This window comes from Rickettsia lanei, assembly GCF_056242675.1.
The window spans coordinates 109,781-123,419 of sequence record NZ_CP172233.1 but is presented as its reverse complement, the minus strand read 5'-3'; the positions used below and the strand labels follow the sequence as shown (position 1 = coordinate 123,419).

Below are 13,639 nucleotides of genomic sequence, written 5' to 3'. Positions count from 1 at the left end.
ACCTATTACGAGAAAAATTTATTTATAATTTTTCTGCTATTTTTGGTGGATTTTCTGCTTCCACTTCAATAATCTCAGATTTAGAGGAAACAATTTGATAACGCTCTAAGGTAGCCGGCATGGCTTTATTCCCTGAATCAATACCGAGTTTTTGAATATTCTTTACTCTTGACATAAAATTACGATTAAACGAGGCAGCAAATTTATCGTAATTAGTAACCATATTATGCAGGTTATTACCGATCTTTTGAGAATAATCTGCCATAGTACCGATGGAGCTTAATAGCTTTCTCACTTCTTCAATGATTACCTTATAATTTTCTGAGCGGCGATGATCGGTAATTTGAAATTTTGCAAATGATAGCATATTCATAAGTCCGCTAGGTCCTACCGGAAAGATATTACAGCCCCAAGCTTTTTGTAAAAATTCAGGGTCGGCTGCAATAACTTTCTCAACCGCTTGTTCAGTCGGCAAAAACATTAAAGTAATAACATTGTTAAAGCTCTGATCCTTTTTGTTGAGATTAGTTAAAATATTTGCGGCATATTCTTTATTCGCCAAAGATTTTAAATGGTAATTCATAGTTTTATTAAGACTCATGTTATTATCTTGCTCGTCTACAAGAAACTTTGAAGCTTTAGAATCAATAACCATTAAATTACCGGAAGGAAGAAAAATGAGCGCATCAGGTCTTAGCTTTCCGCTATCTAATGTAGTTAGACCGTATTGCATAATGAAATCTAAATTAGGACGTAAGCCCGAAGATTTTAAGATATTCTCAAGGGTAATCTCAGCAAGTAGCCCCGCCCCGATCGGAGAAAGTAGAGACTGTTTTATCAAATCAACTGTACCTTTTGATTGCTCTATATCTTTATTTAATGCTCCCACCATCGTAATTAACCGTTCAAACTCACTATTAAATTTTCCTGAAGCAGTAGCGATATTTTTCTCGGCTAGCTCTCTTGCCGCCGTGTTTTCCATTTTATGTATCGCTATTAATTGTTTAGACAAATCTTGACCTAAATCAAATAACGCAGCTTTAGCCGATGAAAATGACTCTTCTCTTATTTTTTCTGAATCCTTAATAGTCTGTGCTTGATATTCTATTTTACACTGCAATTGCTCAATTTTCTGTAAATATCCTATCTTTTCTTGATTTAATAATTGGTTGTTATTGCTAATTTCTAGATTCTGCTCTGATAAAAATTGTAGCTGTGTCCTTAAGGTTTGAGTTTTTACATAAAACCAAATTATTAGCGCTAATAAAATAAGTAGCGTAGTTATAATAGTGGGTAATAAATAAGGCATAGAATGAAGCAAAGTTTAATGTTAAATAATACTAAAGTACCGCATAATTTGCACTAATGATTTTGGCATTGCCTAGCAAAGGTTGATATAGTCATTGTGAGTTACTGCAGGTGTTGTTGCATGGCTAGTTTTATGTCATGTCTGCGCAGGTCTTGTTGTGTGGACCGAAAAACCCGTTCGGTGTTATGCCGTGGCTTGACCACGATATCCAAAAACACAACTTAAAATACTAAAATTTTAATGTTTTAAACTGGATCCCGTGATCAAGTCGCAGGATGACAATTAGGAAACTGGTCCACGCAACAAAGCATTCCCGCTTTCGTGGGAATGACATCGGAAGGCTAAACTATAAAACAACTTTTTCTAGGCAATGCTCAATTTCAATACTACAAGTAAGACTATTTCGATATTAGCCTATAATATTTTTATAAACTTATAGAGATATTATAATGGATAGGTTATATAAAAAGCAAGTTGAAGAATATCTAACAAATTATGGTAAGCTTGTATTTATAAGCGGAGCAAGGCACGTAGGAAAAACTACAATATTAAAACAAGTGATTAAGCCTAATCCTAATTCAATTTACCTAAATTGGGATTATCTAGAAGATAGAAATAAAATCTTAAACAAACACACCGAACTTTTTAAAAATCTACTTTCTACTATATCCGATAAGAAACCGTGCTTAATATTAGATGAAATTCATAAATATAAAGATTGGAAAAATCTTGTAAAAGGATTTTATGATAAATTCAGAGAAAATATTGAATTTATTATAACAGGTAGTGCCAAATTAAATATATATAAAAAAGGCGGTGATAGCCTAATGGGACGTTATATAAGTTTAACCGTGTATCCGTTATCGGTATCTGAAATAGCTAAAAATTTTGATAATGAAATTGATTATATAAAAAGCCCCAAAAATATCACTATAGATGAATTTGAAGCTTTAATAAATTTTGGAGGATTTGCAGAAAGTTATTTAAAAGCAACTGCTAAATTTCATAGAATATGGAGTAATCAAAGATTCGAACAATTATTTAGAGAAGATGTAAGAAATACTGAAGATATCAACAATATTTGTGCGTTAGAATTACTTGCTAGCATTATAAATGAGCAAGCCGGCTCATTAATAAGCTATACACAAACCTTGCTAACAAAGTTAGAGGTTCAGACCAAACAATAAGAAGATGGCTCTCTTTGCTAGAAAAGCATTATTATTGTTTTGCTATCAAACCTTGGTCTAAAAATGTTGTAAAAAGTTTGATAAAAGAGCCCCAAATTTACCTTTGGGATTGATCGCAAATAAAAGATATAGGAACAAGATTTGAAAATCTTGTAGCTTCTCACCTTTTAAAAGCCGTATATTCTTGGAACGAAACAGGGCTTGGTGATGTTGGTTTATACTATCTGCGTGATAAACAAAAACGTGCAGTCGATTTAGTAATAACAAAAGATAACCAACCGTGGATTTTAGTGGAAGCAAAAGTAAGTGACTCAACCGTTTCTTCAAGCTTAAAATATTTTCATGCATTACTTAACCCTGAGTTTAGTTTTCAAGTAATTCAAAATAAACAAGCTATTTCAGACTCTTGCTTTGATACACCGGGTTTATGGATAGTACCGGCTATTACTTTCTTATCTCAACTTGTTTGATATGAATTTTTGCAAAAAAAGTAAGCTAGGCAAATGTAAATCATATGACTATTTCGTTGCTTATATCGAAATAGTCATTACCAATTCGACATTTAATGATAAGCTGTATCCTCGCACATACCACTAAATGTAGCTGAATTGACTATATTCACTTTATCTTCTAGCGGTCCGAGTGGCTGAGCCGGTTTTAACAATTCCGGTGTTAATATAAATTTAGTTTTTTTCTCGATATTCGATAAAAAAGGTAAATGTAAGCTATGAGGGCTGTATATTATTGCATATTTATCCCATTCTAGATATTGTCTATTCAAATTCTCTTTATATTCAGATGGCCCATATACTTCTATACTACCAAATTTATATTTTTTTAAAGGATATAGCTCATAATCATAAAAAAAATCATTTGGATATTTATTACGCATACTTTGATTAAAATGAACAAATTTATCATTTTCTTTATGAAATACGAAAATATCTAAGCATTTTTCTCCACAAATTACATAAATTTTATTATGTTTAACACGATATCCTAATTGTGCAAATTGTGGTAATATTTGTTGCAAACGTATTTCGTCTTCATGCATAATGCCGATATCTAAATCATCGTCAAAAGGAATTATGCCTTGATGTCTAACGGCTCCAAGCAGAGTGCCGCCGTCTATCCAATAATTAATATTATTCTTACCAAGTAGCTCATGAGTGTCTTTCATTAACTGATAAAGGGCAATAGCTTTTTTCTCGCTAATCCTGTATTTTTTTACTTGTTCATCACTTAAGGTTACATATCGCCAATTATGTTCTAGTAGATAAGCATAACACAATATACCGACGAAAATAGTAAGGATTGAGCGTAAAATATTTTTAAAGGATAATATTGACTTTAATTTTATCATCTTTCATCTCAAATTGTATTTCTTCTGCCGATGTGACGTTTTTTAAATCTTCTGCTAATTCTGCAGATAATACTATGCCGCTAACTTCAAGCAATTTTATTGGAGCTTTTATAGATAGATTCTTCTCAGCTTTGAATTTTCTGACGATATCTAGTATTTCAAGCAGCCCTTCTGCTCCTTTGGCATTGATTTCATAATTTAAGTCACTGTAATTAACCCAGCTACCTTTAACATGAATAGAATTTTCACTATATAATATTTGGTATAATTCTTCGGTAATATGCGGCATGAAAGGTGCAAATAGTTTCAGTAACGTTTGCATAACATGATATAAAGTTAATATGCTACTATATTGTCCTTGTGGATTTTTGTGTTCCTCATCATAGCTTCTTGTTTTGCTTATTTCTAAATAATTATCACAAAATACCACCCAAAAGAATTTTTCCGTCAGATGCATAGCATTTGCATATTCGTAGTTTTGTAACTCATTTGTAGCTAGCTTAACTAATTCCACTAGCTTATTAACCATCCATTGATCAAACTCGTTAGTGATTTTTTCTTTAATATCGAGTAAACTCGCTTTTTTATCTTCACCTTTCAGTTTATCAAAATGTATAAAAACAAATTTAGCGGCATTCCATAGCTTGTTAACAAGCCTTTTGCCGTTTTTCATAACGTCTTCAGAATAGGCGGTATCAGCACCTAGCTTTGAATTTGCCGACCAATAACGTATCACGTCGGAACCATATTGTTCTAACAGTTTTTCAGGAACTAAAACATTGCCCTTAGATTTTGACATTTTACTTCGATCTTCAGCTAAACACCAACCGCTTATCATGATGTTTTTCCACGGCAAAGTATTTTGGTGTAAATGAGCTTTTAAAATAGTATAGAACGCCCAAGTTCTGATAATTTCATGTGCTTGAGGTCTTAAATCCATCGGAAATAATTTATCGTGCCTATCTTTATTAACAGCGAAATCGTCAGAAATCCCATGAGTAGAAAGTTGAGGCGAAACGGAACTTGTTGCCCAAGTATCCATTACGTCATAATCAGGTTCCACTTCTTCTTTACTATAACCCATAGGTAAATCTTTTAACGGATCGATAGGTAGTTGCGTAACATCGGCATATAAGATTTTTCCTTCCTCACCTACTCTTTTAGAGTACCAAACAGGGAAAGGCACACCAAAATAACGCTGCCTACTTATACACCAATCCCAACTAATGGCATTAATCCAATTCTCTAAACGAATCTTCATATTTTTAGGATGCCAATTTAACTCATTCGCTCTTTTAAGCAATTCTTCTTTATGTGATATAGTTTTAACGAACCATTGCGGTACAGTTAATATCTCAAGAGGAGCACCTGACCTCTCGGCACATTTAACGGTATGAGTGATGTCTTCTTGTTTAATAAGCAACTCTTGTTCTTTTAAAATATCTATTATTTTTGTTCGAGCTTCTTTAATTTTCAACCCATCTATAGAAGTTTCATGTTGGAAGTCTATTGTACCTTTTTTAGTGATAATAGTTTTTAAAGGTAGATTATGCGTCTTCCACCAAGTAATATCCGTTTGATCACCAAACGTACAGCACATTACCAGTCCCGTACCTTTATCTTGTCGTACTAAAGGGTCAGCAAGCAGTGGAACTTGCTCATTAAAAAGTGGGGTTATAGCTGATTTACCGGCTAGATGCTTATAACGTCCATCGTCAGGGTGATAAAATACGGCTACGCAAGCCGGTAATAACTCAGGTCTGGTGGTGGCTATAGTAAGCGGGTCTCCTTGCTCGGTTTTAAACGTAATATAATTCATGAAAGAGGTTTTTTCCTTATCCTCAATATCAGCTTGGGCAAGAGCTGTACCATCTACTGGATCCCATAAAATCGGTTGATTAGTACGATAAATTGCTTCTTTTTGTACTAAATCAAGAAAAGACATTTGTGATATTTTTCGTGATAACGGACTAATAGTTTGGTACTCTAAACTCCAATCAACCGATAAAGCTATTTGGTTAAATAGACTTCTAAACTTTTCTTCTTCACTTTCTACTACCTCTTCGCAAATTTTTATAAATTCAGATCGATCCATATTATAAGCTTTGATCTGTTTCTGCTTTTCAACAAGTCTCTCGGTCGGTAACCCGTTATCGTCAAAACCCATAGGATAAAAGGTATTTTTACCCATCATACGCTGAAAACGTACAATAAAGTCGGTTTGCGTATAGCTATAAACATGACCGATATGTAACTGCCCTGAAACTGTCGGAGGCGGAGTATCGATTACATAGGTTTCTTCTTTTGCAACGTTTGGATTATAAGCATAAATTTGTTTCTCTTGCCAAATTTGCTGCCACTTTTTTTCATTTTCGGTAAAATTATAATTTTTTGGAAATTCTTTCATAGATTTTGTAGTTGATTCAAGAATATTATTATAAAGGTTATATGTGATTATGACAATAGATGCTTTTCTTTGGGAGGATATGGATATTTAGGATTTGTGCAAGTGGTGCTTGCATGATTAATTACTTATTTACAATTGAGTGAACGAAAGTTTCTTGAAGACCTGTAATTTTGGCAATAACAGGAATTTTACAGCCCTGACTGAACATTTCCTTCGCTATAATTACTGCCTTATTATGTTCGCCCTCAGCTTTGCCTATCTCAATACCCTGCACCTTTCCTTCATCTCTATATGTATCAGAGATAGTTTTCATAATAGTATCCTTATCTTGCGGTAATAGATGTATATCTAATACTTCTACTAATCCCGGTTGTTTTTGTTTTGATAATTTTGCGTTAGTATATCATAAGAACGATCTTAGGTAAATATAACCTTTTTCTTTATCCAATATTATAATATGCTTAAACTCTGTTAAAAACTTCTCCCATAGTTTTATCATATCCTGCATATTGGATATGCTGCATCATATATTCTAGCATACCTAAATGTTTTTGCTTGACGATTTCATCATCTGTCATAGCTTGCAAATCTACTAATTGATAATCTTCCTCCATTAATTTCTTTGCCATCACACTATCAGTAAATAAACTCCACAGATGTCTTGGAGCATTATAAATTTCTTTACCGTTGTAAATAACTAAATTATAGACTAGCGGTAATTGGTAATTTATCCCTGCCTTGCTTATGTCTTTCACATAATAATAGTGTATATTGCCATAACCGCAAAGCCGTCCAATAATCAATTGTTGATTGGGCCTCTACTAATACATAAACAAATGCTTCTTCTTTATTATTGGTGCTAATTTTATATGTTATATTACTATATGTCTTATTTAAAGATTCCTCAATGTAGCTTTCTTGTTCTACCGTTATTTTTGATAAATCTACTATTAAAATCATCGGGTAAATAATATTCCAAAAATTCTTGTGCTGCTACTGGGTCGTTCATTATTATTTTTACTCATGAATCATGTTTTAATTTTTTAGCCATAAAAATCTAGTAGCTTTATTTCGTGGCGTATTTTATCTTAAATTATCTATAAATATTTATTTAAATTTAAAGTTTAATATGCTAATTCTAGACAAACTTTTGCTTACCTTAAAATTAATGCGTGCAGATAAGCTGGTAGCTTATTTGCTGGTTTTTTTTCCTGCTTTATTTGGGTTACTGCTTGCAAACCCCTCAAGAACGGAGTTAATACATTTATTACCGTTATTTATTTTAGGTAGTATAACAGCTAGAAGTAGCGGGTGTATTATTAACGATATATTTGATAGAAAATTTGATAAGCATGTCGCAAGGACTAAAGAGCGACCTTTAGCTAGCAAGGCTTTATCTGTTTCTTATGCTATTTTGATACTCTTTATTCTTAGCATTATCTCACTTTGTATTTTGCTACTTTTAAACAAAACAGCTATATATATAGGTTTTTTTGCGGTAATAATGATTAGCCTATACCCGTTAATGAAACGTATTACTTATTTCCCGCAAATCTTTTTGGGATTTACATTTAAGCTAGGGGCCTTAATAGCTTATGCGGCAGTTCAGGATACACTTGATATAGCAGCGATTATTATGTATTTAGCATGTTGTTTTTGGGCCATCGGTTATGATACGATTTACGGATATATGGATATAAAAGATGATAAGAAAATAGGAGTGAAATCGTTAAGTATATATTTAGAGAACAAGCATTCTAAGCTTTGGCTTTATATATGTTATATAGGTTTTATATTGTTATTTATTCTAGCAACAAAAATGGCTAACCATAATATCGACTATTTACCTATTTTAGCTGCTTTAATTTTACTGATATTACAAGTAGCAACTCTTGATATTGAAAATCCTGCCAATTGTATGACAAGATTCAGAGCTAATCATTATATCGGATTAGTTTTGAGTATGGTGTTTTATTAAATTCTTTTCCTAATAACAGTCTTGTTAGGGATGAGATAATGTTCTTGATGTCATTCCTGCGAAAGCAGGAATCCATAAAAATAACATTAATATTGCTGTAAGTATTACATTTCTAGTAAAAAACATATAAGAATTTAATTTTTATATGTTTTACTGGATTCCTGCTTTCGCAGGAATGACATTGACCCGTGCAACAACTCCTCTAACAGCCCATAAAGTGATAATCGATATTGCGGTTATATAAACCGCAATTGATAAAGAGTTGCCGGTTACATACCATAGCATTAGGCAGATTGACGGAGTAAGACGTCCGATTAATGAAGCACCTATACTACTGCCAATACCGACTAACATATATTTATCGGCAGTTTTAAATAAATCATTTAGCCAGCAGTTCAAAGGTACCAAGAACCCGACACCGAGTATTATAATCCAAATACGTACAAAATTAACATACCATATAGATGCATTATTCAAGCAGAGCCATAAAGGAATTATGCTTAAACTCATTAAAATAAGAGTGCCGTTTAGTATTTTAAGGTAATGTAGCTTTTTTGTTAGATGCCCTATTATCGGAATCATAATCATATCAAAAATCAGAAACTCAGTATTAAATTTCATCATTATTTCGAGTGATATATCAGTGATAAGCGGAATAAAACTATTCAAAAAGACGAAAGGTACTATATAAGTCATATATGAGAAACCTGTGGCAAAACTAATGCGTAAGATACTTAGTTTACAGTTCCAAATTGTAGTTAAGTCTTGTAATAGTGATGATACTACGTCATTGCGAGGAGAGGACCCAGGTGTCATCCCGTGGCTTGACCACAGTATCCAAAAATTACGTAAAGTAATTTTATCTTTTTTATTGGATCCCGTGGTCAAGCCGCGGGATGAAAATGAGGGCTTGACTACAATATCCTCGCGCTTTCTTAAGAAATAACCTACCAGTGCTGTAAGTCCGCCAAATATGAAACATAAACGCCAATATGTATTATACTCTACATTTAAAACTATAGTACTGATAAATGAAGCAAGAATAATACCGACCATAGTAGATGTTTGATAAAGGTAAGAAGCTTTAAACGCTTTTTTTTCTTCTTTATTCTCTAAAATAAATAATTTGGCAATGGCACATTCACCCTCGGAATATATTCCTTGCAACGTTCTAAGCAACACTAATAATAGCGGTGCAAGCCAGCCTATTTGAGCATGTGAAGGTATTAAACCGATTAGGCTAGTTGTTAAAGCAACGCCGATTAAAGAGTAAGATAAAGCAAAAACACTGCCGTATTTTTTAGCAATTACGCCAAAAAAATAGGAGCCTATGGGACGTGTAAATAAAGACGTAGCAAGAACACTATAGGTAAGTATTAAAGCAACGACTTTATCATGATTCGGAAAAAAAATACCAGCAAGTAGCGGAGCAAGAAACCCATAAAGTGCAGTATCGAAATGATCCATCGCATTACCGATTAGGATCGAAAAATCCCTTTTACTTAATGCATTATTCATATATTAATAATTTAAAATTTATAATGGATTATACTCGATGAATTTGGAACATTGGTGACAATGTCTTTGTAAGTCCTAGGATGCTGAACGTTTAATATACGCTCTGCTCCTCGGCTTACAGAACGATTACTCTTTTCCAAGTTGATCTTCGTATAACAGCGCTTCGTTTTGTAGGAGTATATAAGTATGTAATCTTCCTTGTAAATATTTTTTTAAGAGATATGATTATAAAGTTATAGCTTAAAGTAATTGTAATGAATGAATAATTTGAAACAAGGAAAGTTTATTACATTTGAGGGAGGGGAAGGGATAGGCAAATCTACTCAATCTCAAATGCTCTATGAATATTTACAATCTCAAAATACTCCCGTTATTTTAACTCGTGAAGTCGGTGGTACTATTGTAGCCGAAAAAATGCGTGAAATTCTAGTACATGAAGAATTACTACCCATGTCCGAGCTATTACAAGCTATGGCAGCACGTTATGATCATATGGTACGGAAAATTATACCAGCTCTACAAGAGGGACATATTGTAATATGTGATAGGTTTATTGACTCAACTGTATGTTATCAAGGATTAGAGCTAGAAAACGGCATAGATTTAGTTTATAATCTGCACAAAACTTTAATGCCTTCTCTTATGCCGGATATTACGTTTTTTATTGACGTAGAGCCGGATACTGCTATTAAGAGAGTCAATTCACGAAATATGAACAATAAATTTGACATAAGAGGTATAGATTTTTATAAAAAAATCTATTCTTGTTTTAAAGAATTAAGTAATAGATTTCCTGAGAGAATAAAAACAATTAAAGCTTCAGATTTAAGTCCACTTGAAGTACATGAGTTAATAAAAAAGCATTTATGAACAATACTTACTACATTACTACCCCTATATATTACGTTAATGATATTCCCCATATCGGTCATGCTTATACTAGCGTTGCAAGTGACGTAATCGCTCGTTTCATGCGACTTCGAGGTTTCGATGTAATGTTTTTAACAGGTACTGACGAACATGGGCAGAAAGTAGAAAAAGCAGCTATTAATAAAAATATTGACCCACAAAAATTTACCGATCAAACATCCGAGAGTTTTCGTCATCTGATGACTGCTATGCATATTTCTAATGATGATTTTATCAGAACAACGGAACACAGACATAAAGAAGCTGTAGCTGTTTTTTGGCAGAAATTACTAGATAACGGCACTATTTATGAAGGTTTTTATGAAGGGTGGTATGCAGTGCGAGATGAGGCTTTTTTTGATGAGTCGGAACTTACGAGGGACGGTTTAGCACCGACGGGTGCTCCAGTTGAATGGGTTAAAGAGCCTAGCTATTTCTTTAATCTTTCAAAGTGGCAGGATAAATTGCTGGAGTTTTATGAAGCAAACCCTGATTTTATCAGACCTATATCAAGGCGTAACGAAGTCATTAGCTTTGTTAAATCGGGTTTAAAAGATTTATCGGTATCGCGTACTACTTTTAACTGGGGAATAAAAGTGCCAAATAATGAAAAACATGTAATTTATGTTTGGCTTGATGCACTGGTTAATTATATTTCAGCACTCGGTTATCTTGACAAACAAAGTAATTACGGTAAGTTTTGGCCGGCTGATTTACATGTAGTCGGTAAAGATATCTTGCGTTTTCATGCCGTCTATTGGCCTGCTTTCTTAATGGCTGCAGAAGTTCCGCTGCCGAAAACAATTATGGCTCATGGCTGGTGGACGAATGATGGGCAGAAAATCTCTAAATCTCTTGGTAATACCATTGATCCGATTAAGTTAATTGATGAATTCGGTGTTGATCAAGTTAGGTATTTTCTGATGCGTGAAGTAACTTTTGGTGCGGACGGCAATTTTGCTCGTAGTAATTTAATTACCCGTATTAATAGCGAGTTGTCAAACAAAATAGGTAATTTATTACAGCGTACTACATCTTTTGTTTATAAGAATAATGACGCCAAAGTGCCTTTGCTTACGCAAGGTGTTATAGATAAAATATATGAGCTACCGATTTTAAAAACCGCAAGTAAATTTGTCGAGCAGAATATTTTATTGATGGACAAAACAGAGATTAATAAAATTCTTGAAAATATTATTAATTTGGCCGAAGAGGCAAATATCTATATTGATAGCGAAGCACCCTGGAAGTTGAAAAAAACCGATCCAGATAAAACGTTAGAAGTGTTATATGCTTTACTAGAAGTTTTACGCTATATTGCGATAATGCTTCTGCCTTTTATACCGAGTTCAGCAAATAAAATGCTTGATCAGTTAGGGGTAAATAAAGAAGAACGTCTATTTAAGCATTTAATACGTGATTATACTTTAACAGCGGGTAGCAATATTTTAGAACCTACCATAATATTTCCAAAATTTGAATAGTGTGTCATACCGTGGCGAGACCGCAGTATGACACACCTACTAAGAGTATTATATGTTAATAGATTCACATTGTCATCTTAATTTACGTAGTAACGTTTCATCCCGCGACGCGATCGCGGGAGCTAGTGAGGGGATTAAAACAACTAATATTAGTTGTGTTCTAGATACCGTAGTCAACCCATGGTATGACGTAGTGCTTTTAGATTCTGTCATTCAAAGAGCATTAGAAAATAATGTGCAGTATATGCAAACTATCTGCACTAAAATTGAAGATTTACCTATTATTTTAGAGATAGCTGAAAAATATGCAAATGTTTTTGCGAGTGTTGGGGTGCATCCGTGTGAAGTGAATTCTTTTATTAGTCATTGCGAAGCACTGCAAGTGCTGTGGCAATCTCAGGAAGCGTGGACAAGATTGCTACGTCAAGACTACGTCTTCCCGAACTCAGATGCTGAGGTAATTATTATGCTAACCCAGCATCCGAAAATTATCGGAATCGGTGAAACGGGGCTTGATTATTATCATCAGCCTTACGATCAAAAATTACAAAAAGATTTGTTTGTAGCACATATACATGCGGCGTCTAGTACACGCCTGCCTGTTATTGTGCATACAAGAGAAGCAGACGAAGATACTATTGACATTTTAACCTCAGAAATGCGTAACAGCACATTTCCAGGTTTAATACATTGCTTTACCTCTTCAAAAAATCTAGCGGCAAAAATGCTAGATATCGGTTTATATATTTCAATGTCAGGGATTATAACTTTCAAGAATGCTACTGATTTACAAGAAATAGTCAAATATATACCGCTTGATAGGTTATTAATAGAAACCGACACTCCTTACTTAGCTCCTACGCCTATGCGAGGCAAACAAAACGAACCGGCATTTGTTAAGTATGTCGCTGAAAAAGTTGCCGAGCTCAAAAATATAACATCACAAGAAGTAGCAAATGTTACTACTCATAACTTCAAAACATTATTTTCTAAATTTGAAAAATATATAAATAATACTTTATAAAAACAGCAAGTTTGATAATTTAAAGTTGCAATTTTTAAAATAACATGTATATTTTATAGTATTTCAATTATTAGTATATGTGATATGGAATTTAATCGCAAAAATACCATCATTGGTTTTTTAAAAGCACATGAAGATCAGAAATTTACCTCTTATTGTATAGCTGAATGGTTTGTAGAAAATCGCATTGACGAAGCAAGACTCAAGAAGAAAAAGATAAGGAGATTATAGGAATTGATGCAGGTGAAATTAGCCGTAGTAAGCTTTCTGCTGAACGAAGACAAGAACCTAATATTAGAATAGAGCTAAAACCTAAGCTAAAGTTTTATTATTCGCAAAACCCTGATTACTATGTCAATAATGAACAAGCCACAGAACCTAAAATAAATGCAAATAAAGAAGATAAAATAACCGCAGTGCAAGTATGTGATGCACTGGCATTATATCTTCAAAACAAATT

Annotated in this window: 14 protein-coding genes and 1 pseudogene; 8 read left to right on the top strand and 7 right to left on the bottom strand. The window is 33.4% G+C overall.

All coding sequences use genetic code 11. The annotated features are described in order from the left end of the window. Positions 1-22: 22 nt before the first annotated feature. Positions 23-1,309 (bottom strand): DNA recombination protein RmuC, encoded by a 1,287-nt coding sequence (locus ACHBLB_RS00810; RefSeq protein ID WP_012151197.1) that lies wholly within the window; start codon positions 1,307-1,309, stop codon positions 23-25. Between the two features lie 449 nt (positions 1,310-1,758). Between ACHBLB_RS00810 and ACHBLB_RS00805 the strand changes: the two genes are divergently transcribed. The 4 genes and pseudogenes from ACHBLB_RS00805 to ACHBLB_RS00790 all read left to right on the top strand — a co-directional run bounded on the left by ACHBLB_RS00805 (position 1,759) and on the right by ACHBLB_RS00790 (position 2,966). Continuing rightward, positions 1,759-2,496 (top strand): ATP-binding protein, encoded by a 738-nt coding sequence (locus tag ACHBLB_RS00805; RefSeq protein ID WP_475841932.1) that lies wholly within the window; start codon positions 1,759-1,761, stop codon positions 2,494-2,496. A 14-nt stretch (positions 2,497-2,510) separates the two neighbouring features. Continuing rightward, entirely contained in the window at positions 2,511-2,609 is a 99-nt protein-coding gene (locus ACHBLB_RS00800) for a hypothetical protein (RefSeq protein ID WP_475841930.1), read from the top strand. 6 nt (positions 2,610-2,615) lie between these two features. Further along, a pseudogene (locus tag ACHBLB_RS00795) lies at positions 2,616-2,741 on the top strand (ATP-binding protein); the annotation flags it as partial. Between the two features lie 45 nt (positions 2,742-2,786). Further along, positions 2,787-2,966 carry a hypothetical protein gene (locus ACHBLB_RS00790; RefSeq protein WP_041472358.1) on the top strand — a complete coding sequence of 60 codons (180 nt, stop codon included), beginning with the start codon at positions 2,787-2,789 and terminating at the stop codon, positions 2,964-2,966. Between the two features lie 92 nt (positions 2,967-3,058). Here the strand turns inward: ACHBLB_RS00790 and ACHBLB_RS00785 are convergent, their stop codons facing one another. The 5 genes from ACHBLB_RS00785 to ACHBLB_RS00765 all read right to left on the bottom strand — a co-directional run bounded on the left by ACHBLB_RS00785 (position 3,059) and on the right by ACHBLB_RS00765 (position 7,175). Then, complete coding sequence (locus ACHBLB_RS00785; RefSeq protein WP_475841927.1) at positions 3,059-3,859, bottom strand: LicD family protein; 801 nt, start codon at positions 3,857-3,859, stop codon at positions 3,059-3,061. Next, the gene (locus ACHBLB_RS00780) at positions 3,828-6,266 is read right to left on the bottom strand and encodes a valine--tRNA ligase (RefSeq protein WP_475841925.1); all 2,439 of its coding nucleotides are present in this window, start codon (positions 6,264-6,266) and stop codon (positions 3,828-3,830) included. Before ACHBLB_RS00780 ends, ACHBLB_RS00785 begins: the two co-directional genes overlap by 32 nt. 121 nt (positions 6,267-6,387) lie before the next feature. Further along, complete coding sequence (locus tag ACHBLB_RS00775; RefSeq protein WP_475841923.1) at positions 6,388-6,579, bottom strand: hypothetical protein; 192 nt, start codon at positions 6,577-6,579, stop codon at positions 6,388-6,390. Positions 6,580-6,727: 148 nt separating this feature from the next. Continuing rightward, on the bottom strand, positions 6,728-7,021 hold the full coding sequence (locus ACHBLB_RS00770; RefSeq protein WP_475841921.1) for an Rpn family recombination-promoting nuclease/putative transposase: 294 nt from the start codon (positions 7,019-7,021) through the stop codon (positions 6,728-6,730). After that, complete coding sequence (locus ACHBLB_RS00765) at positions 6,969-7,175, bottom strand: Rpn family recombination-promoting nuclease/putative transposase (protein ID WP_475842693.1); 207 nt, start codon at positions 7,173-7,175, stop codon at positions 6,969-6,971. Before ACHBLB_RS00765 ends, ACHBLB_RS00770 begins: the two co-directional genes overlap by 53 nt. A gap of 220 nt (positions 7,176-7,395) precedes the next feature. Here ACHBLB_RS00765 and ubiA point away from each other — a divergent pair, with 220 nt between their 5' ends. Continuing rightward, positions 7,396-8,244 carry a 4-hydroxybenzoate octaprenyltransferase gene (ubiA, locus tag ACHBLB_RS00760; RefSeq protein ID WP_475841919.1) on the top strand — a complete coding sequence of 283 codons (849 nt, stop codon included), beginning with the start codon at positions 7,396-7,398 and terminating at the stop codon, positions 8,242-8,244. A 150-nt stretch (positions 8,245-8,394) separates the two neighbouring features. Here the strand turns inward: ubiA and ACHBLB_RS00755 are convergent, their stop codons facing one another. Further along, entirely contained in the window at positions 8,395-9,762 is a 1,368-nt protein-coding gene (locus ACHBLB_RS00755) for an MFS transporter (protein ID WP_475841917.1), read from the bottom strand. Positions 9,763-10,020: 258 nt separating this feature from the next. Between ACHBLB_RS00755 and tmk the strand changes: the two genes are divergently transcribed. From tmk to ACHBLB_RS00740, 3 genes are read left to right on the top strand one after another with little or no spacing between them, the layout of a single operon-like run. After that, positions 10,021-10,632 carry a dTMP kinase gene (gene tmk / locus ACHBLB_RS00750; protein WP_475841915.1) on the top strand — a complete coding sequence of 204 codons (612 nt, stop codon included), beginning with the start codon at positions 10,021-10,023 and terminating at the stop codon, positions 10,630-10,632. After that, positions 10,629-12,155 carry a methionine--tRNA ligase gene (metG, locus tag ACHBLB_RS00745; protein WP_475841913.1) on the top strand — a complete coding sequence of 509 codons (1,527 nt, stop codon included), beginning with the start codon at positions 10,629-10,631 and terminating at the stop codon, positions 12,153-12,155. The genes tmk and metG overlap by 4 nt, the downstream gene beginning before the upstream one ends. A gap of 52 nt (positions 12,156-12,207) precedes the next feature. Continuing rightward, a complete protein-coding gene (locus tag ACHBLB_RS00740; RefSeq protein WP_475841911.1) occupies positions 12,208-13,179 on the top strand; it encodes a TatD family hydrolase in 972 nt (323 codons plus the stop codon). The last annotated feature ends 460 nt before the right edge of the window (positions 13,180-13,639 follow it).

Coding starts and splice junctions, on each gene's coding strand:
- ACHBLB_RS00810 (WP_012151197.1), bottom strand. CDS start 1,309: ATGCCTTATTTATTACCCACTATTATAACTACGCTACTTATTTTATTA.
- ACHBLB_RS00805 (WP_475841932.1), top strand. CDS start 1,759: ATGGATAGGTTATATAAAAAGCAAGTTGAAGAATATCTAACAAATTAT.
- ACHBLB_RS00785 (WP_475841927.1), bottom strand. CDS start 3,859: ATGATAAAATTAAAGTCAATATTATCCTTTAAAAATATTTTACGCTCA.
- ACHBLB_RS00780 (WP_475841925.1), bottom strand. CDS start 6,266: ATGAAAGAATTTCCAAAAAATTATAATTTTACCGAAAATGAAAAAAAG.
- ACHBLB_RS00775 (WP_475841923.1), bottom strand. CDS start 6,579: ATGAAAACTATCTCTGATACATATAGAGATGAAGGAAAGGTGCAGGGT.
- ubiA (WP_475841919.1), top strand. CDS start 7,396: ATGCTAATTCTAGACAAACTTTTGCTTACCTTAAAATTAATGCGTGCA.
- ACHBLB_RS00755 (WP_475841917.1), bottom strand. CDS start 9,762: ATGAATAATGCATTAAGTAAAAGGGATTTTTCGATCCTAATCGGTAAT.
- tmk (WP_475841915.1), top strand. CDS start 10,021: ATGAATAATTTGAAACAAGGAAAGTTTATTACATTTGAGGGAGGGGAA.
- metG (WP_475841913.1), top strand. CDS start 10,629: ATGAACAATACTTACTACATTACTACCCCTATATATTACGTTAATGAT.
- ACHBLB_RS00740 (WP_475841911.1), top strand. CDS start 12,208: ATGTTAATAGATTCACATTGTCATCTTAATTTACGTAGTAACGTTTCA.